Below are 20,498 nucleotides of genomic sequence, written 5' to 3'. Positions count from 1 at the left end.
GCCACGGTCACATCACCACCTTGACGGTGCCGGTGAGGGCGATCTGGGCGAGGGCGAGGGGGACGAGCGTCGTCCAGGCGAGGCGCTGGAGCTGGTCCTCCCGCAGCCGTGGGTAGCTCACCCGCAGCCAGATGACGACGAACGCGAGCACCGCGACCTTCAGCAGGGTCCACACCCAGCCGAGGCCGTCGGCGCCGAACGGGCCGTGCCAGCCGCCCAGGAAGAGGACGGTGGTCAGGGCGCACAGCACGACGATCCCGGCGTACTCGGCGAGCAGGAAGAGGGCGAACCGCAGGCCGGTGTACTCGGTGTACGCACCGAAGATGATCTCGGAGTCGGCGACCGGCATGTCGAACGGCGGACGTTGGAGCTCGGCGAGTCCGGCGACGAAGAAGACCAGCGCGCCGACGATCTGCCAGGGCAGCCACCACCACTCGAAGGCGTCGACGATCCCGGGCAGCGAGACCGTGCCGGCCGCCATCGCCACCGAGGCCGCGGCGAGCAGCATCGGCAGTTCGTAGGCGAGCAGTTGCGCGGCCGTGCGCAAGCCGCCGAGCAGCGAGAACTTGTTCGCCGACGCCCAGCCCGCCATCAGCGAGCCGAGGACGCTGACGCCCATCACGGCGAGCGCGAAGAACACCCCCGCGTCGAGCACCACCCCGACCGCGCCCTCCCCCGGGCCGACCGGGACGACCACGAGGACGAGCAGGTACGGCAGCAGGGCGACGGCCGGAGCGAGTTGGAAGATCCTGCGGTCGGCCCGGGCCGGGACGATGTCCTCCTTCTGGGCGAACTTGACGCCGTCCGCGATGAGCTGGGCCCAGCCGTGGAAGCCGCCCGCGTACATCGGGCCGAGACGGCCCTGCATGTGGGCCATCACCTTGTGCTCGGTCTGTCCGATGACCAACGGCAGGACGAGGAAGACGGCGAAGACGACGAGGAGCCGCAGGGCGACGTCGAGTGCGTCGTTCACCGCGTGCCTCCTGTTCCTGGGGTGTGGCCGTCGTCCGGGTGGCCCTCGCCGTCGTCCGGGGTGCCCGGCTCGGCGGGGGCGCTCGGGTCGTTCGGCGGGCGCTCGGGGGCAGGTGGGCGCTCGGGGGCGCTCGGGTCGGCCGGCGGCTCGGGAGCGGTGGGTCCGGTGGGGTGCTCGCGCTCCGGCCCGGGTGGCGGGGCGTCGGGGCGGGGCGGGTCGTCCTCGAAGGCCGGCCGGGCGTGGTGCCAGGGCGCGTCGGAGGAGGTGCCGCCCGGGGCGGCGGGTCCGCCGGTGCCGGCGGGGGGTTCCTGTGCGGGGGCGGTCCGCTGCGAGGCGGAGCCGCTCGCGGCGGACCGGTTGCGCCGCGGCGGCCGGGCGGTCGTGCCGGTGTCCCCCGGCGCCTCGGGCGCGGGGTCGGCGGGGGTCGGCGGGGCCGGGGTGGCGGTCTCGGGGGCGGTCGTCTGCTGGCTCGCCGAGCCCCCGGCGGCCGAGCGCATGCGTCGCGCCGGGCGTTCGCCCGCTCCGCAGCCCGCGGCTCCGGCGCGCGCAGCAGCACCCGTGCGCCCCGCCGCACCCGCGCGCGCGGCGCCTCGCGCCGGAGCAGGTGGCAGCGTCCCCTTGAGGGGACCCCACTCGTTCGGGTCGGGCACCCCGGGCGGCAGCATCTGCCGGCGCTTGGGGCCGCCGTGCTCGGACTCGCCCGGTTCCTTGGCCCCGGGCCACGCCTTCACCACCCGGGCGGCCAGGACGAAGTCCTTGCGCAGCGGATGGCCCTCGAACCCCTCGGGCAGCAGCAGCGGCGCCAGCCCCGGGTGGTCCGTGAAGTCGATCCCGAACATCTCGTGCGTCTCGCGCTCGTGCCAGGCGGCGCCGGCGTAGACGCCGACCGCCGTGGGCAGGACGGCGTTCCCGCGGGGCACCGTCGTCCGCACCAGCAGGCGCCGCACCGGGTCGAGGGCGACCAGGTGCGCCGACACGTGAAACCCGGTCCCGCCCTCGTCGACGGCGCTCAGCCAGTCGAAGAAGGTGCAGCCGAGGTCCGTGCGCGCGCGCTCCAGCGCGGCGAGCCAGTCGGCCGCGGGCACGTCGACGGTCAGGACCTCGTACGACTCCTCGGCGGTGGCGCCGGGGCCGAAGAGGTCCGTGACGGGGGCGGGCAGCCAACCGGTCATCGGTCGTTCCCCTCGCCCTGGACCGGCCCGGTCGGCCGGGCCGGGGGGTGGACCAGGTCGCTCCGGAGCGCGGCGGCGGAGGGCCGGCTCCCGCTCCCGTACCGCTCCCCCAGCGACTCGCGGGCGATCTTCTCCTGGAGCTTGAGGATGCCCTGGAGGAGCGCTTCCGGGCGGGGCGGGCAGCCGGGCACGTACACGTCGACGGGGATGATCTGGTCGACGCCCTTGGTGACCGAGTAGGAGTCCCAGTACGGGCCGCCGCAGTTGGAGCAGGCGCCGAAGGAGACGACGTACTTGGGCTCCGGCATCTGCTCGTACAGCCGCTTGACGGCGGGTGCCATCTTGTCCGTGACCGTACCCGAGACGATCATCAGATCGGCCTGTCGGGGGCCGGGGGCGAAGGGGATCACGCCGAGCCGGATGAAGTCGTGCCGGGACATCGAGGCGGCGATGAACTCGATGGCGCAGCAGGCCAGTCCGAAGTTGAAGACCCAGAGGCTGTAGCGGCGCCCCCAGTTGAGGACGACCTTCATCGGTTCGGGGGCGAGCCGGGAGAGCACCCCGAGCCGCCGGGGCTCGGGCAACGGCACGGCGGCCGCCGGAGCGGGCGCCGGCGCCGGATCGGCGGGGTCCGCGGCGGACGCGGATGGGGTCACGTCCATGTCAGGACGCCCTTCTTGTACGCGTAGAGCAGGCCCACGGCGAGGAAGCCGAGGAAGACGAACATCTCCACCAGGGTGGTCGCCCCGTACGCCGGATCCGCGAAGACGGTGGCCCAGGGGAAGAGGAAGATCGAGTCGACGGCGAAGATCACGTAGAGGAACGCGTACACGTAGTAGCGCACTTGGGTGTGCGCCCAGCCCTCGCCGACCGGGTCGACGCCGCATTCGTAGGTGAGGAGCTTCTCCGGAGTGGGCACGACGGGGCGCAGCAACCGTCCGGCGCCGAAGGCGACCGCGACGAAGACCACGCCGACCAGGGCCAGCAGGCCCACGACGGAGTACGACGAGAAGTAGCTCTGCGAGCCCTCCGCGAGAACGGTCGGTTCCGGCACGTCCGCCCCCCGCTCCTTGCCTCGTGCACCCGCGTCCCCGGACCCGACGCCGGCGGCGGAACGGGTGGGGCGCCAGTGGTGCGCTGTGTGTCGACGATCTCTACGCACGGGAGTCTAGGCCCTGCTCACGGGCGTGTGAGCAGTCCGTCACCGGCGGCGGGCCGCGGCGGGAACGGTGACGGACCCCCCGGGGAGCCGTGGGCGGCCCGGGGCCAGGGGCGCCCACCGGGTCGGCCGGGGTGGCGGTTGCGGACGGGCCGGGGTGGGCCTGCGCGACCGTCGGGGTGGGGTTATCCACAGGACGAGATGGCGGCTCCCCTCATGGCGTGGCCCGCCGTGACCAGGCACGCTTTCCCCATGACCGCACGCATGACTCCTTCCGCCCGGAACCGGGACGCCACCGCCCGGGGCGGACGCACGGCCGGGGAGCCGGCCGGTGGCGAGGCCACCACCGAGGCCCTGCCGCCCGCGCGCGTGGCCTTCGAGCCGCAGACCTGGCGGGAGATATCCCATCTGCTGCTCAACCTTCCGATGGGCCTGCTCGGCTTCGTGTACGCCGTGGTGTCGCTGGCCGTCGGCGCGGGGCTCTCCGTGACGGCCGTGGGCTTGCCCCTGCTCGCGCTCGGTCTGCTGGCCGGGAGACGGCTGGGGTCCGTCGAGCGGGCCCGGGCGCGGCGCCTGTTGAAGGTGCGGGTGGACGAGCCCAGCGCCCTGCCGTTGCGGGGCCGCCCCTGGTGGACGCGGATGCGCACCTGCCTGACCGATCCGGTGGGCTGGCGCACCATGCTCTACCAGGTCGTCCGGATGCCGTGGGCGGTGTTCACCTTCGCGGTGACGCTCCTCGGCCTGGTGGCGCTGTGGCCGGTGCTGCCGTTCGTTGCCCGGGCGTTGACCAACGTCGACCGGATGATGGTGCGGGGGCTGTTGTGCCCGTCCGACGAACTGGAGCGCCGGATCGCCGAGCTGGAGTCGGACCGCGGGGTGGTGGTGGACACCGCGGCGGCGGACCTGCGGCGCATCGAACGGGACCTGCACGACGGGGCCCAGGCCCGGCTGGTCAACCTGGCGATGGGGTTGGGGCTGGCGAAGGAGAAGCTGCTGGAGGACCCGGACACGGCCGCGGCGATGGTCGAGGAGGCGCACGGCGAGGTGAAGCTCGCCCTCCAGGAGTTGCGGGACCTGGCGCGCGGCATCCACCCGGCGGTGCTCACCGACCGCGGGCTGGACGCCGCCCTCTCCTCGGTGGCCACCCGGTGCACGGTCCCGGTGCGGGTGACGACCGAGTTGGGGAGCCGGCCGGCGGCGGCCATCGAGGGGATCGCCTACTTCACGGTCTCCGAACTGCTCCAGAACGTCAGCAAGCACAGCCGCGCCACCCGGGCGAGCATCGACGTCTGGCGCTCAGAGAACCGCCTCCTCCTCCAGGTCACCGACAACGGCATCGGCGGCGCCACCCTCGACGGCGGCACCGGCATGGCCGGCCTCGCCGAACGACTCGGCGCCGTCGACGGCCTGTTCGTGGTCGACTCCCCCGCCGGCGGCCCCACCACGGTCACCGCCGAACTCCCCTGGCGGGACCGGGAGCCGGGACGCTCCCCGTCCCCCGCCCAGCGCCGCCGGTAGGCCCGCGTCCCACCGCATGCGCACCCGCCTCGACCGGCCGGGCGCGCATGCGGCGTACCGGGGGCGCCCGGCGGCAGACGGGCGCCCTGCGGAAAACCGGGGGCCGGGGGTGGGGAAAACCCCCCGCCGGAAACGGAGACCTGCCTCATGGCGTCGAGCGGGCGGGACGAGGAGTCTGGAGGTACGTCGACGGTCCCCCGGACGGGGGCGCCGGCGGGAACCGGGGACGGCGGGCCCGACCGGCGCGCACGGCGCGAGCAGCGGCACGAACGAGAGAAGGACGACGAGGATGGCCACGGAGTACGGACAGGGGTACGGACGGCAGCACCGTCCCGGGTCGGCGGGGTCAGGCCGCGGAACGCTCCCGATGGGGCTGCGGGCGCCGGTCGCCGGGCGGACCTGGCGCGAGTTCGGATACGTCCTGCTGGGGCTGCCGATCAGCGTGATCATGTTCGCCTTCGCGGTGACGATGGTGTCCCTGGGCGCCGGCCTGCTGATCACCTTCCTCGGCGTCCCGGTGCTCGCGGCGACGCTGTCGGCGGCCCGCGGCTTCGCCGCGCTGGAGCGGGGGCGGGCCCGGGCGCTGCTCGGCATGGACATCGGTCACGCCGAGCCGCTGCGGATGGCCCGGCCGGGGCTGATGGGCTGGATCGGCGCCCTCTTCAAGAGCGGCTCGTCCTGGCGCAACCTCCTCTACATGGTGGTGCACCTCCCCTGGGCGGTGTTCGCGTTCACGGTGGCGGTGACCTTCTGGACGCTCGCCCTGGGGCTGCTGTCCTACCCGCTGTGGCACTGGGTGTTCCCCCGGTACACCGACCAGGAGGGCATGCAGATCCTCTCGGACGGGGAGAACTCGATCGTCATCGACAACGCCTTCGAACTGACGATGACGGCCCTGGCCGGCCTGGTGCTCACCCTGGCCACGCCGTGGGTGGTCCGGGGGCTGACCATGGTGGACCGCCTGTTGGTGTTCGCCCTGCTCAGCCCGTCCCTGTTGGCCTCCCGCGTGGTGGAGCTGGAGGCGGACCGCGGGGTCGTGGTGGACACCGCGGCGGCCGACCTGCGGCGCATCGAACGGGACCTGCACGACGGGGCCCAGGCCCGGCTGGTCAACCTCGCCATGGACCTGGGGCTGGCCAAGGAGAAGCTGGCCGAGGATCCGCAGGAGGCGGCGCGCATGGTGAACGAGGCGCACGGCGAGGTGAAGACGGCGCTCCAGGAGTTGCGGGACCTGGCGCGCGGCATCCACCCGGCGGTGCTCACCGACCGCGGACTGGACGCCGCCCTCTCCTCGGTGGCCACCCGGTGCACGGTCCCGGTACGGGTGGAGGTGGACCTGCCGGCCCGGCCGGCCCCCGCGATCGAGGGGATCGCCTACTTCACGGTCTCCGAACTGCTCCAGAACGTCAGCAAGCACAGCCGCGCCACCCGGGCGAGCATCGACGTCTGGCGCTCCGAGAACCGCCTCCTCCTCCAGGTCACCGACAACGGCATCGGCGGCGCCACCCTCGACGGCGGCACCGGCATGGCCGGCCTCGCCGAACGACTCGGCGCCGTCGACGGCGTGCTGGTGGTGGACTCCCCCATAGCCGGCCCGACCCGCGTCACGGCGGAGCTGCCCTGGCGCACCTGAGGGCGGGCCGGGGCCGGACGGACCGGGCTGCGGGCGGCACCCCCTCCCCGCACCCGCCCCACGGCCGGGTGCGCCCGGTCGGCGGGGGAAGCCGGACGTACTGGGATGCTGGACCCTTCGGATTCGGGTGACACAGGGGGCCAGCGAACGTGGAGACAAGGGTGAAGGTCGTCATCGCGGAGGATTCGGTCCTGTTGCGCGAAGGACTGACCCGGCTGTTGACGGACCGGGGTCACGAGGTGGTCGCCGGGGTGGGCGACGCGGACGCCCTGATCAAGACGATCACGGAGCTGGCGGCGGCGGGCGACCTCCCCGACGTGGTGGTGGCGGACGTGCGGATGCCCCCGACGCACACGGACGAGGGGGTGCGGGCGGCGGTCCGGCTCCGCCGGAGCCACCCGGGGCTGGGGGTGCTGGTGCTCTCCCAGTACGTGGAGGAGCAGTACGCGACGGAGCTGCTCGCCGGGTCCAGCCGGGGCGTGGGCTATCTGCTGAAGGACCGGGTGGCCGACGTCCGGGAGTTCGTGGACGCGGTGGTACGGGTGGCGCAGGGCGGCACCGCGCTCGACCCGGAGGTGGTGGCGCAGTTGCTGGGCCGCAGCCGCAAGCAGGACGTCCTCACCGGACTGACCCCCCGGGAGCGCGAGGTGCTGGGGCTGATGGCGGAGGGCCGCACCAACTCGGCGATCGCCCGGCAGTTGGTGGTGAGCGACGGGGCGGTGGAGAAGCACGTGAGCAACATCTTCCTCAAGCTGGGCCTCTCGCCGAGTGACGGGGATCACCGCCGGGTGCTCGCCGTGCTCACCTATCTGAACTCCTAGGGCTCCGCGGGCGGGGCGGCCCCGTCCCGCCCGCGGAATCCCCGCCGGCGACGGGCCCGGCGGGGCGCGCCTTCCACCGACACGGACGGGTGGGAGTGGGGAGCGTCACCCTCACGGGCGGGCGGAATCGAGGAATCATGGAGCGGCGGGGTATCACGCGGTCTCAGCCGTCTCAAAAACGCGTCCATCATACGAACGGCCGAGGGTAGGTGACCCTTACCGACGTAGGGTGGGCGGTGGAAGGGCCGGTGGGCCGACCCTTCTCAGAGCCGCGCCGAGGGAGGTCCAGTTCAGTGACCAGCCAGGTCAGTAGCCCAGCCGAGCCAGCCGACGGGACCGTCGTGGAGCAAGTGGGCGAGCAGCGTACGCCGACGACCGCGGAGCCGGGCGGTGAGAAGGAAGTCCGCAAGCTGGACCGGGTGATCATTCGCTTCGCGGGTGACTCGGGTGACGGCATGCAGCTCACCGGTGACCGGTTCACCTCGGAGACGGCGTCGTTCGGGAACGACCTGTCGACGCTGCCGAACTTCCCCGCCGAGATCCGTGCTCCCGCCGGGACCCTGCCGGGTGTCTCCTCGTTCCAGTTGCACTTCGCCGACCACGACATCCTGACCCCGGGTGACGCGCCGAACGTGCTGGTCGCGATGAACCCGGCCGCCTTGAAGGCGAACGTGGCCGACCTGCCGCGGGGCGCCGAGGTCATCGTGAACACGGACGAGTTCACCAAACGGGCGATGCAGAAGGTCGGCTACGAGACCTCCCCCCTGGAGGACGGGTCGCTGGACGGGTTCCACGTCCACCCGGTGCCGCTGACCACGCTGACGGTCGAGGCGCTGAAGGGCTTCGACCTGTCGCGCAAGGACGCCGGCCGCAGCAAGAACATGTTCGCGCTGGGCCTGCTGTCGTGGATGTACCACCGGCCCACCGAGGGCACGGAGAAGTTCCTCACCGCCAAGTTCGCGAAGAAGCCGGAGATCGCGGCGGCGAACATCGCGGCCTTCCGCGCGGGCTGGAACTTCGGCGAGACCACCGAGGACTTCGCGGTCTCCTACGAGGTGGCCCCGGCGTCGACGGCGTTCCCCACCGGCACGTACCGCAACATCTCCGGGAACCTGGCCCTGTCCCTGGGGCTGGTCGCGGCCGGGCAGCAGGCGGACCTGCCGCTGTACCTCGGTTCGTACCCCATCACCCCGGCCTCCGACATCCTGCACGAGCTGTCGAAGCACAAGAACTTCGGCGTGCGCACCTTCCAGGCCGAGGACGAGATCGCCGGCATCGGTGCGGCGCTGGGCGCCGCCTTCGGCGGTTCGCTGGCGGTGACCACCACCTCCGGCCCCGGAGTGGCGCTGAAGAGCGAGACCATCGGCCTGGCGGTGTCGCTGGAGCTGCCGATGGTGATCGTGGACATCCAGCGCGGCGGCCCCTCCACGGGCCTGCCCACCAAGACCGAGCAGGCCGACCTGTTGCAGGCCATGTACGGCCGCAACGGCGAGGCCCCGGTGCCGATCGTCGCCCCGCGGACCCCGGGCGACTGCTTCGACGCGGCGATCGAGGCGGCGCGCATCGCGCTCGCCTACCGCACCCCGGTGTTCCTGCTCTCCGACGGGTACCTCGCCAACGGCTCCGAGCCCTGGCGCGTCCCGGAGCCCGGCGAACTGCCCGACCTGCGCACCCAGTACGCCCAGGGCCCCAACCACACCCTCGACGACGGCACCGAGGTCTTCTGGCCGTACAAGCGCGACCCCGAGACCCTGGCCCGCCCGTGGGCGATCCCGGGCACCCCGGGCCTGGAGCACCGGATCGGGGGCATCGAGAAGCAGGACGGCACCGGCAACATCTCCTACGACCCCGCCAACCACGACTTCATGGTGCGCACCCGTCAGGCCAAGGTCGACGGGATCACCGTCCCCGACCTGGAGGTCGACGACCCCTCCGGCGAGGCCGAACTCCTGGTGCTGGGCTGGGGCTCGACGTACGGGCCGATCACCGCGGCGGTGCGCCGGCTGCGGAACTCGGGCGAGCGGGCCGCGCAGGCCCACCTGCGTCACCTCAACCCCTTCCCGGCCAACCTGGGCGAGGTGCTGAAGCGCTACGACAAGGTCGTGGTCCCCGAGATGAACCTCGGTCAGCTCGCCACCCTCATCCGCGCCGAGTACCTGGTGGACGCCCGGTCGTACACCCAGGTCACCGGTCTGCCGTTCAAGGCGGAACAGCTCGCCACGGTCCTCAAGGAGACCATCGATGGCTAACCCCACCACCGACGCCGCCCCCGCGGGGCTGCCGGCGCTGTCCCTGGTGCCCAAGGCCGCCGCCAAGCAGTCGATGAAGGACTTCAAGTCCGACCAGGAGGTCCGCTGGTGCCCCGGCTGCGGTGACTACGCCGTCCTCGCCGCGGTCCAGGGCTTCATGCCGGAGCTGGGCCTCGCCAAGGAGAACGTCGTCTTCGTCTCCGGCATCGGCTGCTCCTCCCGCTTCCCGTACTACATGAACACCTACGGGATGCACTCCATCCACGGTCGGGCCCCGGCGATCGCCACCGGGCTGTCCACCTCCCGCCGCGACCTGAGCGTCTGGGTCGTCACCGGTGACGGCGACGCGCTCTCCATCGGCGGCAACCACCTGATCCACGCGCTGCGCCGCAACGTCAACTTGAAGATCCTGCTCTTCAACAACCGCATCTACGGCCTCACCAAGGGGCAGTACTCCCCCACCTCCGAGGTCGGCAAGATCACCAAGTCCTCGCCGCTGGGCTCCCTCGACGCCCCCTTCAACCCGGTGTCGCTGGCCATCGGTGCGGAGGCCAGCTTCGTCGCGCGGACCGTGGACTCCGACCGGCAGCACCTCACCAGCGTGCTCCGCCAGGCGGCGGCCCACCCGGGCACGGCGCTGGTGGAGATCTACCAGAACTGCAACATCTTCAACGACGGCGCGTTCGAGGTCCTCAAGGACCGCGAGCAGGCCCAGGAAGCCGTCATCCGTCTGGAGCACGGCCAGCCCATCCGCTTCGGCGTCGACGGTGCCAAGGGCGTCGTCCGCGATCCGGTCACCGGGGACCTGGAGGTGGTGGAGGTCACGGAGGAGAACCAGAGCAGCATCCTCGTCCACGATGCGCACAGCTCCTCGCCCACCACGGCCTTCGCCCTCTCCCGGCTCGCCGATCCGGACACCCTGCACCACACCCCCATCGGCGTCTTCCGCTCCGTCGACCGGCCCGTCTACGACACCCTGATGGCCGACCAGCTCGACGCCGCGGTGGACCAGTACGGCAAGGGCGACCTGGGTTCGCTGCTCGCCGGCGGCGACACCTGGACGGTCGTCGGCTGACCGCCTCCCCCGTACGAAGGGCCCGGGGTCCGGAACGTGAGCTGACACGTTTCGGACACCGGGCCCTTCTCCCTCACCGGCCCCGTACCGCATCGTGGTAGGGACATGACAGTCCGGGGAGGTCGGGTCTACCGTCGGAGGATTCGCGCCGTGCGGGTGCGACCGGTCACCAGGAGGACCCTTGTCGGCGCACGAAGGGGAGCCCACGGCGGCAGCGGCGACGGCAGCGCACCCCTTGGGCGGTGTGTCCGCCCCGCCCCCCGTCGGCCGTCCCGCACCGGCCCCGGCCGGCTCCGCGCCCACCGCCCCGGGACCGGACGGCACCGCCGGTCGGGAGCACCGGTTCGGGCTGCTCAACGGGATCGCCTCGTACGCGATGTGGGGGCTGGTCCCGCTGTTCTGGCCGTTGCTCAAGCCGGCCGGCTCGGTGGAGATCCTGGCGCACCGGATGGTCTGGTCCCTGGTCCTGGTCGCCCTCGCGCTGCTGGTGGTCCGCCGGTGGGGGTGGACCCGGACCCTGCTGCGCGACCCCCGCCAACTGGCGCTGATCACGCTCGCGGCGGCCCTGATCACCGTCAACTGGGGCGTGTACATCTGGGCCGTCAACAACGGGCAGGTGCTGGAGGCGTCCCTCGGCTACTTCATCAACCCGCTGGTCACCATCGCGATCGGGGTGCTGCTGCTGAAGGAGCGGCTGCGGCCCTGGCAGTGGGTCGCCGTCTGGACCGGTGCGACCGCGGTCGTGGTGCTCGCCCTGGGCTACGGTCGGCCGCCGTGGATCTCGCTCTGCCTGGCCTTCTCGTTCGCGGTGTACGGGCTGGTGAAGAAGAAGACGGGGCTGGGCGGGCTGGAGTCGCTGGCCGCGGAGACGACCGTGCTCTTCCTGCCCGCCCTGGGCTTCCTGGTGTGGTGGGGCGTCCGGGGCGAGGGCACCTTCACCACCGAGGGGGCGGGGCACGCGGCCCTCCTCGCGGCCACCGGAGTGGTGACCGCGGTACCGCTGGTGTGCTTCGGTGCGGCGGCGATCCGGGTGCCGCTGTCCACCCTGGGGCTGCTCCAGTACCTGGCGCCCACCTTCCAGTTCCTGCTGGGGGTGCTGTACTTCCGCGAGGCGATGCCGCTGGAGCGCTGGATCGGCTTCGGCCTGGTCTGGGCGGCCCTCTCGCTCCTCACCTGGGACGCGGTGCGGACCGCCCGCCGGGCCCGCCGCCGGCTCGCCCTCGGCTGAGCCGCCCCCTCACGCCCGACTGGGTTCCCGGACGGCCGGCAGGCGGGTCGCCGCGGTGAGCGCGTGGCGCCGGCCCCGGTGCACCCCGTACAGGGCGAGCGCCAGGCCCGCCGCGGCCATGGCGAAGGGCACGGTCAGCGCCCAGCGGAGGGCCTCGACGCGGGGGGCGCCGCCCTCCGCGACGATCCCGTGCACCGCCGTGACCACCGCGATGCCGAGGGCCGAACCGAACTGGACGGCCGTGGTGAACAGCCCGCCGGCCAAGCCCTGTTCCGAGGCGTCGACGCCCTCGGTGGCCGTCACCGTCAGCGGGCCGTAGACCAGCGCGAAGGCGATGCCGGCGAGCAGCAGCGTCGGGAACAGCGCGAGGTAGGGCCAGTCGGCCCCGAGCGGCAGCACCAGCCCGTACCCGAGGGCCGCGAGGGCGAAGCCGACCGCGGCCACCCGAGCGGTGCCGAACCGCCGCACCAGGTGCGGGGTGAGCGTCGGCGCGAGGACGGCGTCCAGGCCCATCGCGATCAGCGCGAACGCGGTCTGGATCGGGGACCAGCCGCGCACCTCCTGGAAGTACAGGGTGAGGACGAACTGGAAGCCGAAGAAGGCGCCGACGAAGAGGGCGGCCCCCAGGTCGGCGCGGACCATCGCCGAGCGGCGCAGGATCGCCAGTCGGACCAGCGGACGGGCGGCCCGCCGCTCGACCCGGAGGAACACCAGGGCGAGCAGGGCGCCCGCGACCAGCACCGCCACCGTGGTCGGCCACCCCTCGAAGCCGTGCTCCAGCCGGACCACGCCGTAGGCGGTGAGCAGCATCGCGCCGGCGGCGGTGACCGCTCCGGGCACGTCGAAGGAGCGGCCTTGCGAGGCCGACCGGGGCGGGTCGGCCGGCACCAGACGGACCGCGGCCGCCCACAGCGCCGCCGCGAACAGCACCGGCGCGAAGAACACCCACCGCCAACCGAGCGCCGTGAGCAGACCGCCGATCACCAGGCCGAGCGAGAAGCCCGCGGCGCCGGCGCCGGCGAACACCATCAGCGCCTTGGTGCGCTCGGGTCCCTCGGCGAAGGAGGTGGTGATCAGGGAGAGGGCCGCGGGGGTCATGAAGGCGGCGGCGACCCCGGTCGCGAACCGGGCCGCGACCAGGGTGGTGCCTTCGGTGGCGAAGCCGCCGAGGCCCGAGAAGACGAGGAAGACGCCGAGCCAGAACAGGAACATCCGGCGCCGGCCCAGCAGGTCGGCGGCCCGCCCGCCGAGCAGGGTGAACCCGGCGTAGCCGAGAACGTAGCCGCTCATCACCCAGGCGGCCGTGCCGGTGCCCAGGTCGAGGTCGGCGCGGATGGCGGGAACGGCCACGCCGAGCATCGCCACGTCCGCGCCTTCCAGGAAGATCGTGCCGCACAGGACCAGCAGCAGTGCTCTGGCCCGTCCGGTCATCCGGGAGGTGCTGTCCGTGCCCACCGTGGCACTCCTTCGGCAGTCGTGGTGCCGCGCCCGGAGGGGCCACGGCCTGAGGGGTTACCGGATCGAGGGTCGGTTCCCTCTTGTAACCGTCTCGATGGTGCGGCATCCTCAAGGCCCCAGGGAAGAAGGCACTATGAAGTCACCCGGTTACTCCGAAGGCACCGTGGACGGCGCACGGGTCGAGGCCGCCGCCGAGGAGCGGCCCCCGGTCGTGCTCGACCCCGGGGGCCACGGCCCCGACGGGGCGGCCTGCCCGTCCGCACCCGCCGTCTGCGCCTGCCCGGACGCCGATCCCTTCCAGTGGGACACCCGCGAGGACTGCGAGGTGCGGCAGATCCTCGACCGGATCGCGGACAAGTGGTCGCTGCTGGTCATCGCCCTGCTCGACGGCCGCACCATGCGGTTCACCCAGTTGCGGCGGGAGATCGACGGGATCAGTCAGCGGATGTTGACGGTGACGCTGCGCCAGTTGGAGCGGGACGGGCTGGTGCTCCGCACGGTGTACCCGGTGGTCCCGCCGCGGGTGGAGTACGCGTTGACCTCGCTGGGCCGCACCCTGCACGAGACGGTGCACGCGCTGGTGGAGTGGACCGAGGCGAACCGTCACGAGGTGGCCGCGGCCCGCGAGGCGTACGACGGGCGGACCGCGGCGCGCGACGGGGAGTGAACCGGGGACCGGACGGCGGCGGCTGACGGTCCGCCGGGTTCAGCCGGCCGGCTCCGGGGCGGCGCCGCGCGCCCGGTGGGCGCGGACCTTGTGGCGGTTCCCGCAGCGCTCCATCGAGCACCAGCGGCGGCGGCCCGGCCGCGAGGTGTCCACGAACAGCAGGGCGCAGTCGTCGGGGGCGCACTCCCGGACGCGGTGGGCGTGGGGGCCGGTGAACAGGTCGACGGCGTCCCGGGCGACCGTCGACAGCAGTTGGGACACGGTGGCTCCGGGCACCCAGGCGCGTTCGCCCGCGGCAGTGAACCGCACTCCGAGGGGGGCGTTCCCGGCCGCTGCGTTGACGGTCGCCAGAGGGGCCGGGTCCCACGGGCGGCCATGGGCCCGGTCGGCGGCGAGGACGTACAGGGCGTTGCGCAGGCTCCGGGCGGCGGGCAGGTCCTCGGGGGTGACGGCGAGGTCGAGCCCGTCCGGGAGGCGGCTGAACTCCGCCCAACGGACGAGGTCCTCGGGGTGGTGCAGGGACTCGAAGCGGGCCAGCCGGCCGGGGCCGCCGGTGAGCACCAACTCCAGGCAGAGCGCGCCGGGGTCGAAGCGGAAGGCGACGCCGTCGCGCCCGTGCAGCGTGAAGCCCACGCCCCGGCGCGGGAGTTGTTCGTCGAACCTGATCCCGGCCCGCGGGATCCCGTCCGGGGGACCCGTGTCCGCCGCGGGGGTGACCCTCCGTGCTGCCGCGCTTGCCGCCTCCGTCATGTAACCACTATAACTAGTTACATGACGGAGAGCCCACGCCCCCTGCACTGGAAACTGGTCGTCGACGCGGCCGACCCGCATGCGCAGGCCGCCTTCTGGGCCGCCGCGCTCGGCTACGAGATCGAGGACAACGACGCACTCATCACCCGGCTGTTGGGCTTCGGCGCGGTCACCGAGGAGCAGACCGTCACGGCCCGGGGCCGCCGCGCCTGGCGCGATCTGGTCGCGGTGCGCCACCCGGAGGACCCGTACGACGCCGAGAGCGGCACCGGGCTCGGGCGCCGGGTGCTCTTCCAGCGGGTCCCGGAGCCGAAGACCGGCAAGAACCGGCTCCATATCGACGTGCACACCTCAGGCGAGGACCGGGAGGCGGAGGTCGCACGGCTGACCGGACTGGGCGCCTCCGTCGATCGGCGGGTGACGGAACCCGCAGGTGGCTGGGTGGTCATGAGCGACCCCGAGGGCAACGAGTTCTGTCTGCACTGACGGACCGTCCGCCCCGCCCCCCTCCGCACGGGTTCGACTATCGGACATCTCGCCGATAGTCGAACACCGATGTCCGAATAACACCCTTGAGGGAATCACCGGTTCCGCTGACCATCAGGCTCACGTCCCCCCACGGAACCGGAGCCCCCTCATGCCGTTCCCGCACCACCACCGCTCCCGTCGCGCCCTGATCGCCGCCCTGGTCGCCGGGGCCACCCTCGTCACCAGCGGCCTGGTCACCGGGGCCAGCGCCGCCCCCGCGGTCGCAGCTCCCCCCGACCTGCCGCTGGCCAACGTCCAGGCCCATCTGAGCCAGTTCCAGTCCATAGCCACGGCCAACGGTGGCAACCGGGCGCACGGCCGGCCCGGCTACCGGGCCTCGCTCGACTACGTCAAGGCGAAGCTGGACGCCGCCGGCTACACCACCTCGGTCCGGAGCTTCACCTCCGGCGGGCGCACCGGCTACAACCTGATCGCCGACTGGCCGGGCGGCGACCCGAACCAGGTGCTCATGGCCGGCGCCCACCTGGACAGCGTCGCCTCCGGACCCGGCATCAACGACAACGGCACGGGCTCGGCGGCCGTGCTGGAGACCGCGCTCGCGGTGGCCCGCGCCCAGTACCGGCCGACCAAGCACCTGCGGTTCGCCTGGTGGGGCGCCGAGGAGTCGGGGCTGGTCGGCTCCCGCCACTACGTGAACGGACTGACGGCCGCGGACCGGGCGGCCGTCAAGGGGTACCTGAACCTCGACATGGTGGGCTCCCCCAACCCCGGCTACTTCGTCTACGACGACGATCCGACCATCGAGCGGACCTTCAAGGACCACTTCGCCGCCCTCGCCGTCCCCACCGAACCCGAGACCGAGGGCGACGGCCGCTCGGACCACGCCCCGTTCAAGAACGCCGGCATCCCGGTCGGCGGACTCTTCACCGGCGCCGGGAACATCAAGTCGACCGCCCAGGCCGCGAAGTGGGGCGGCACCGCGGGGCAGGCGTTCGACCGCTGCTACCACCGGGCCTGCGACACCCTCGCGAACGTGTCGACCACCGCCCTCGACCGCAACGGCGACGCCTTCGCCCACGCGGTGTGGACGCTCTCCTCCTGATCCCCGCCCCGGCCGCACCGCCGCCCGGGAGCCCGTCCACCCCGGGCTGCGGTGCGCCACACCGCCCGCAGAGTGGCTGATCTTGTTCAGATAGTGGCCAGAATTGACAGTAAGGCAAGCCTGACCATATGCATGGGGTCGTCCGAGAACACCCCGATGGCCGAATGTGCGCGGCCCCCGGGTCCAGCCCAGGAGGCCCCTCATGCGTCGTCGTCGCCCGCCCGTCCGTCGCACCACCGCCCTCGCCCTGTCCGCGCTGCTCCTGCCCGCCCTCGCGGCCTGCGGCTCGAACGACGGGGACAAGAACGGCGACGCCAAGGACGCCAAGAAGGACGGCGCGACCACCGCGCAGTCCACGGACCAACTCGTCATCTACTCCGGCCGCAACGAAGAGCTGATCTCCCCGATCATCGAGAAGCTGGAGAAGGCCACCGGCACCGAGGTCGAGGTCCGCTACGGGGACAGCGCCGAACTGGCCGCGCAGATCCTCGAAGAGGGCGAGCGCACCAAGGCCGGCCTCTTCTTCTCCCAGGACGCGGGCGCCCTCGGCGCCCTCTCCCAGGCCGGCCTCCTCGCCGACCTGCCGCAGAAGTCGCTGGAGAAGGTCGACAAGGCGTTCCGCGGTTCGGAAGGCGACTGGGTCGGCGTCTCCGGCCGCTCCCGCGTCATCGCCTACAACCCGGAGCAGGCCGACAAGGCCCCCGACAGCGTCCACGACCTGGTCGAGCCCGAGTGGAAGGGCAAGGTCGGCTACGCGCCCACCAACGCCTCGTTCCAGGCGTTCGTCACCGGCATGCGCGTCCTGGAGGGCGACGAGGCCACCCTGAAGTGGCTCAAGGGCCTCAAGGCCAACGGTGCCAAGCAGTACGCCAAGAACGGCGCGATCCTGGACGCCGTCGACTCCGGCGAGGTCAGCCTCGGCCTGATCAACCACTACTACTGGTACGAGAAGGCCGCCGAGGTCGGCGCCGACAAGCTGAAGGCGAAGATCCACTTCCTGCCGGGCGGCGACCCGGGCGCGCTGATCAACGCCGCCGGCGTCGGCGTCCTCAAGGACGGCGGCCAGGACGCCGCCGCGGTCAAGGCCGTCGACTACCTGCTCTCCGACGAGGCCCAGACCTACTTCGCCGAGCAGACCAAGGAGTACCCGTTGGCCTCCGGCGTGACCTCCGCCGTCAAGGACCTCCCCCCGCTGGACTCCCTGGACGCCCCCGAGATCGACCTGGGCAAGCTGGACTCCCTCCAGCAGACCCTGGAGATGCTGAAGGAAGCCGGGCTGGTCTGAGCCCGCGGACACGGACGGACCACCGGGTACCGGCGTGAAGAACCGAGTGACCGAGCAGGACCGGGTCACCGCCGCCCCGGCGCGCACGGGCGACAGCCCGCGTGCGCGCCGGGGCGGCTTCCCGCGTCCCCGCGCCGGACGGCGCACCCCACCGTTGGTGCTCCTGCTACCGGCCGCCGCCGCCGCGGTGATCGCCCTGCTGCCGCTCGGCTACCTCGCGGTGCGGGCCCTGGAACGGGGCACCGGCTTCGCCCTCGACATCGTCCTCGAACAGCGCACCCTCGAACTCCTCGGCCGCAGCCTGGGACTCACCGCGATCGTGGTCAGCGCCTCCCTGGTGCTCGGCATCTCGCTGGCCTGGCTCACCGTCCGCACCGACCTGCCCGGCCGCAAGGCGTTCGGCGTGCTCGCCACCCTGCCGCTGGCCGTCCCCAGCTACGTCGCCGCCTTCACCTGGATCTCCGCGGCCCCCTCCCTCGCCGGACTGGCCGGCGCCTGCATCACCCTCACCTTCGCCTGCTTCCCGTACGTGTACCTGCCGGTGGCCGCGGTGCTGCGCGGCATCGACCCGGCGCAGGAGGAGGCCGCCCGCTCCCTGGGCAGCGGGGCGTGGCGGGCCTTCCGCACCGTCGCCCTGCCGCAGCTGCGGCCCGCCGCGGCCGGCGGCGCGATCCTGGTGGCGCTGTACGTGCTCTCCGACTTCGGCTCGGTGTCGATCACCCGGTACGACACCTTCACCCGCGCCATCCACACCTCCTACCAGGCCAGCTTCGACCGCACCCCGGCCGCCGTCCTCGGCTGCGTGCTGGTCGCCATGACCGTGCTGCTGGTGGCCGCCGAACACCGCACCCGCGGCCGGGCCGGGCACGCCCGCACCGGACGGGGCAGCGCCCGCCCGCCGGTCCGACTGCGCCTGGGCGCCTGGACCGGGCCCGCGCTGGCCTGGTGCACCGCCGTCGCCGCCGCCTCCGTCGCCTTCCCGCTGCTGACCCTCGGCTACTGGCTCACCGTCGGCAACTCCGGCTTCGACGGCGCGAAGTTCTGGTCCGCGACCCTCACCACCCTCACCGTCGCCGCCGTGGGCGCCCTGGTCACCACCCTGCTGGCGCTGCCGGTCGGCGTGCTCTCCGCCCGCCACCGGGGACGGCTCGCCCGGCTCCTCGAACAGTCCGTGTACGCGGGGCACGCCGTCCCGGGCATCACCGTGGGCCTCGCCCTGGTGTTCTTCGCCGTCCGCTACGCCTACCCCCTGTACCAGGAGTACCCGCTCCTGATCGTCGCCTACGTGGTGCTGTTCCTCCCGGTCGCCGTGGGCGCCGCCCGCGCCGCGGTGCTCCAGTCGCCGCCCGTGCTGGAGGACGTGGCCCGCTCCCTAGGCCGCGGCCCGATCGGGGTGCTGCGCGAGGTCACGGTGCCCCTCGCGGCCCCCGGCGTCGCGGCGGGTGCCGCCCTCACCTTCGTCGTGATCATGAAGGAGTTGCCGGCGACCTTGTTGCTGCGCCCGACCGGCGCGGACACCCTCGCCACCCGGCTGTGGACCGAGACCGGCGCGGGCGCCTTCGCCGGCGCCGCCCCCTACGCCGCGGCCATCGTGCTGCTCGCCGCCGTCCCCTCCTACCTCCTCGGAAGACGCTCATGACCGGCCTCGACATCACCTCGCTGACCACCTCCTACGGGCGCGGCGACCGGGTGCTCGACGGACTCGACCTCACCGTCCCCGAGGGCGAGGTCGCCGCCCTGCTCGGCCCCTCCGGCTGCGGCAAGACGACCCTGCTGCGGGTCGTCGCCGGCTTCCTGACCCCCGACGCCGGCACGGTCGCGGTCGGCGGAAGGACGGTCAGCGGCCCCGGCGTCCAGGTGGCCCCGGAGCGCCGCGGCGTCGGGATCGTGGCCCAGGAGGGCGCGCTGTTCCCGCACCTGAGCGTGGCCCGCAACATCGCCTTCGGCCTCCGCGGCCTCCCCCGCGCCGAACGCCGCTCCCGTACCGCCGAGATGCTGGACCTCGTCGGACTCGGCGACCTCGGCGAGCGGATGCCGCACGAACTCTCCGGCGGCCAACAGCAGCGGATAGCCCTGGCCCGCGCCCTCGCGCCCCGCCCCGCGCTGGTCCTGCTCGACGAACCCTTCAACGCCCTGGACAGCGGACTCCGCGCCGGCCTGCGCTCCGAGGTCCGGGCCGCCCTCCGGGCCAGCGGCGCCACCGCCCTGCTGGTCACCCACGACCAGGAGGAGGCCCTGTCCAGCGCCGACCTGGTCGCCGTGGTGCGGGCCGGCAAGGTCGTGCAGTGCGCACCCCCCGAAGAGGTCTACGCCCGGCCCGCCGACCCCTGGGTCGCCTCCTTCGTCGGCGAGGCGGTACGCCTACCGGCCACCCGCGACGACCGGCACCCCGGCCGGGCCGTGACCGCACTCGGCCCCGTCGACGTCACCCCCGCCCCGGACGGAGGGACGGGCACGGGCACAGGCACTGTGGTGCTGCGCCCCGAGCAACTCCGACTGGCCCCCGCCGACGGGGCCGACCCCAACGCCCCAGCCCCTCCGACCGGCCGCGTCACCGAAATCCGGTTCCACGGCCACGACGCGCTGGTCCTGGTCGACGTCCCGGGCACGGGCACCGTCACCGTGCGGGTGTCCGGTCCCCTCACCGTGCGGCCCGGGGACCCGGTAGCGGTCCGGGTGGCCGGGGCGGGCACCTTCCACCTCGGGTGACGCGCAACTGGGCTGCGGACCTTCAGGTGGCGCTGCCGTGGTCGGCGGTGCAGGGGCCGGGGTCGGTCAGGTGGTGGGGGCAGGCGTGGTGGGTGGTGAACCCGGTGTCGCGGGCGCTGGCGTAGCCGATGACGACGGGGGCGGTGGTCCAGCGTCCGCAGGTGCAGCAGTGGGTTCCGGACGGGGTGGGTGGGGTGGTGGTGAGGGCGT

At 73.2% G+C, this 20,498-nt stretch carries 19 protein-coding genes; 12 read left to right on the top strand and 7 right to left on the bottom strand.

Going from position 1 to position 20,498, the window contains the following annotated elements; genetic code table 11:
* Positions 1–7: 7 nt before the first annotated feature.
* From ABT092_RS26765 to ABT092_RS26750, 4 genes are read right to left on the bottom strand one after another with little or no spacing between them, the layout of a single operon-like run.
* Complete coding sequence (locus ABT092_RS26765) at positions 8–973, bottom strand: complex I subunit 1/NuoH family protein (RefSeq protein WP_351248243.1); 966 nt, start codon at positions 971–973, stop codon at positions 8–10.
* Positions 970–2,145 (bottom strand): NADH-quinone oxidoreductase subunit C, encoded by a 1,176-nt coding sequence (locus ABT092_RS26760; RefSeq protein WP_351248241.1) that lies wholly within the window; start codon positions 2,143–2,145, stop codon positions 970–972. The genes ABT092_RS26765 and ABT092_RS26760 overlap by 4 nt, the downstream gene beginning before the upstream one ends.
* Positions 2,142–2,807 carry an NADH-quinone oxidoreductase subunit B gene (locus ABT092_RS26755; protein WP_351248239.1) on the bottom strand — a complete coding sequence of 222 codons (666 nt, stop codon included), beginning with the start codon at positions 2,805–2,807 and terminating at the stop codon, positions 2,142–2,144. The genes ABT092_RS26760 and ABT092_RS26755 overlap by 4 nt, the downstream gene beginning before the upstream one ends.
* The gene (locus ABT092_RS26750) at positions 2,798–3,199 is read right to left on the bottom strand and encodes an NADH-quinone oxidoreductase subunit A (protein ID WP_351248237.1); all 402 of its coding nucleotides are present in this window, start codon (positions 3,197–3,199) and stop codon (positions 2,798–2,800) included. The genes ABT092_RS26755 and ABT092_RS26750 overlap by 10 nt, the downstream gene beginning before the upstream one ends.
* A 357-nt stretch (positions 3,200–3,556) precedes the next feature.
* On the opposite strand from ABT092_RS26750, the gene ABT092_RS26745 reads away from it, so the two are divergent.
* From ABT092_RS26745 to rarD, 6 genes are all read left to right on the top strand, one after another.
* Positions 3,557–4,822 carry a sensor histidine kinase gene (locus tag ABT092_RS26745; RefSeq protein WP_351248235.1) on the top strand — a complete coding sequence of 422 codons (1,266 nt, stop codon included), beginning with the start codon at positions 3,557–3,559 and terminating at the stop codon, positions 4,820–4,822.
* A 289-nt stretch (positions 4,823–5,111) separates the two neighbouring features.
* Positions 5,112–6,455 (top strand): sensor histidine kinase, encoded by a 1,344-nt coding sequence (locus ABT092_RS26740; RefSeq protein ID WP_351248234.1) that lies wholly within the window; start codon positions 5,112–5,114, stop codon positions 6,453–6,455.
* Positions 6,456–6,616: 161 nt separating this feature from the next.
* Entirely contained in the window at positions 6,617–7,276 is a 660-nt protein-coding gene (locus ABT092_RS26735) for a LuxR C-terminal-related transcriptional regulator (RefSeq protein ID WP_502968510.1), read from the top strand.
* A gap of 293 nt (positions 7,277–7,569) precedes the next feature.
* Positions 7,570–9,525 carry a 2-oxoacid:acceptor oxidoreductase subunit alpha gene (locus ABT092_RS26730; protein ID WP_351248230.1) on the top strand — a complete coding sequence of 652 codons (1,956 nt, stop codon included), beginning with the start codon at positions 7,570–7,572 and terminating at the stop codon, positions 9,523–9,525.
* On the top strand, positions 9,518–10,600 hold the full coding sequence (locus ABT092_RS26725) for a 2-oxoacid:ferredoxin oxidoreductase subunit beta (protein WP_351248228.1): 1,083 nt from the start codon (positions 9,518–9,520) through the stop codon (positions 10,598–10,600). Before ABT092_RS26730 ends, ABT092_RS26725 begins: the two co-directional genes overlap by 8 nt.
* 349 nt (positions 10,601–10,949) lie before the next feature.
* Positions 10,950–11,828 carry an EamA family transporter RarD gene (gene rarD, locus ABT092_RS26720; RefSeq protein ID WP_502968511.1) on the top strand — a complete coding sequence of 293 codons (879 nt, stop codon included), beginning with the start codon at positions 10,950–10,952 and terminating at the stop codon, positions 11,826–11,828.
* A 9-nt stretch (positions 11,829–11,837) separates the two neighbouring features.
* On the opposite strand, the gene ABT092_RS26715 is transcribed toward rarD, so the two are convergent.
* Positions 11,838–13,283: an MFS transporter gene (locus ABT092_RS26715; protein WP_502968509.1), complete on the bottom strand. Its 1,446-nt coding sequence runs from the start codon at positions 13,281–13,283 to the stop codon at positions 11,838–11,840.
* Positions 13,284–13,611: 328 nt separating this feature from the next.
* On the opposite strand from ABT092_RS26715, the gene ABT092_RS31050 reads away from it, so the two are divergent.
* Entirely contained in the window at positions 13,612–13,953 is a 342-nt protein-coding gene (locus tag ABT092_RS31050; RefSeq protein WP_451361748.1) for a winged helix-turn-helix transcriptional regulator, read from the top strand.
* Positions 13,954–13,992: 39 nt separating this feature from the next.
* Here ABT092_RS31050 and ABT092_RS26705 read toward each other — a convergent pair whose 3' ends face one another.
* Positions 13,993–14,703, bottom strand: coding sequence for a CGNR zinc finger domain-containing protein (locus ABT092_RS26705; RefSeq protein WP_351248224.1), 711 nt, complete (start codon positions 14,701–14,703; stop codon positions 13,993–13,995).
* A gap of 21 nt (positions 14,704–14,724) precedes the next feature.
* On the opposite strand from ABT092_RS26705, the gene ABT092_RS26700 reads away from it, so the two are divergent.
* From ABT092_RS26700 to ABT092_RS26680, 5 genes are all read left to right on the top strand, one after another.
* Positions 14,725–15,189 carry a VOC family protein gene (locus ABT092_RS26700; protein WP_351248222.1) on the top strand — a complete coding sequence of 155 codons (465 nt, stop codon included), beginning with the start codon at positions 14,725–14,727 and terminating at the stop codon, positions 15,187–15,189.
* A gap of 151 nt (positions 15,190–15,340) precedes the next feature.
* Positions 15,341–16,294, top strand: a complete 954-nt coding sequence (locus ABT092_RS26695; protein WP_351248220.1) for a M28 family metallopeptidase — start codon at positions 15,341–15,343, stop codon at positions 16,292–16,294.
* A gap of 202 nt (positions 16,295–16,496) precedes the next feature.
* Positions 16,497–17,579 carry an iron ABC transporter substrate-binding protein gene (locus tag ABT092_RS26690; protein WP_351248218.1) on the top strand — a complete coding sequence of 361 codons (1,083 nt, stop codon included), beginning with the start codon at positions 16,497–16,499 and terminating at the stop codon, positions 17,577–17,579.
* 34 nt (positions 17,580–17,613) lie between these two features.
* The gene (locus tag ABT092_RS26685) at positions 17,614–19,218 is read left to right on the top strand and encodes an ABC transporter permease (RefSeq protein ID WP_351248216.1); all 1,605 of its coding nucleotides are present in this window, start codon (positions 17,614–17,616) and stop codon (positions 19,216–19,218) included.
* Positions 19,215–20,288, top strand: coding sequence for an ABC transporter ATP-binding protein (locus tag ABT092_RS26680; protein ID WP_351248214.1), 1,074 nt, complete (start codon positions 19,215–19,217; stop codon positions 20,286–20,288). The genes ABT092_RS26685 and ABT092_RS26680 overlap by 4 nt, the downstream gene beginning before the upstream one ends.
* 22 nt (positions 20,289–20,310) lie before the next feature.
* Here the strand turns inward: ABT092_RS26680 and ABT092_RS26675 are convergent.
* A partial coding sequence (locus tag ABT092_RS26675) for a hypothetical protein (protein ID WP_351248212.1) occupies positions 20,311–20,498 on the bottom strand: 188 nt, incomplete at its 5' end.

The organism is Streptomyces sp. NPDC002490 (genome assembly GCF_040296045.1).
Taxonomy (GTDB): domain Bacteria; phylum Actinomycetota; class Actinomycetes; order Streptomycetales; family Streptomycetaceae; genus Streptomyces.
Note: the sequence above shows the minus strand (reverse complement) of the source record. Positions and strands in the feature narration are given on the sequence as shown.

Excerpts from the sequence above, each read along its gene's own strand:
- ABT092_RS26755 (WP_351248239.1), bottom strand. The coding sequence starts at position 2,807 with ATGGACGTGACCCCATCCGCGTCCGCCGCGGACCCCGCCGATCCGGCG.
- ABT092_RS26680 (WP_351248214.1), top strand. The coding sequence starts at position 19,215 with ATGACCGGCCTCGACATCACCTCGCTGACCACCTCCTACGGGCGCGGC.
- ABT092_RS26725 (WP_351248228.1), top strand. The coding sequence starts at position 9,518 with ATGGCTAACCCCACCACCGACGCCGCCCCCGCGGGGCTGCCGGCGCTG.
- ABT092_RS26695 (WP_351248220.1), top strand. The coding sequence starts at position 15,341 with ATGCCGTTCCCGCACCACCACCGCTCCCGTCGCGCCCTGATCGCCGCC.
- ABT092_RS26760 (WP_351248241.1), bottom strand. The coding sequence starts at position 2,145 with ATGACCGGTTGGCTGCCCGCCCCCGTCACGGACCTCTTCGGCCCCGGC.
- ABT092_RS26690 (WP_351248218.1), top strand. The coding sequence starts at position 16,497 with ATGCGTCGTCGTCGCCCGCCCGTCCGTCGCACCACCGCCCTCGCCCTG.
- ABT092_RS26740 (WP_351248234.1), top strand. The coding sequence starts at position 5,112 with ATGGCCACGGAGTACGGACAGGGGTACGGACGGCAGCACCGTCCCGGG.
- ABT092_RS26745 (WP_351248235.1), top strand. The coding sequence starts at position 3,557 with ATGACCGCACGCATGACTCCTTCCGCCCGGAACCGGGACGCCACCGCC.
- ABT092_RS26700 (WP_351248222.1), top strand. The coding sequence starts at position 14,725 with ATGACGGAGAGCCCACGCCCCCTGCACTGGAAACTGGTCGTCGACGCG.
- ABT092_RS26705 (WP_351248224.1), bottom strand. The coding sequence starts at position 14,703 with ATGACGGAGGCGGCAAGCGCGGCAGCACGGAGGGTCACCCCCGCGGCG.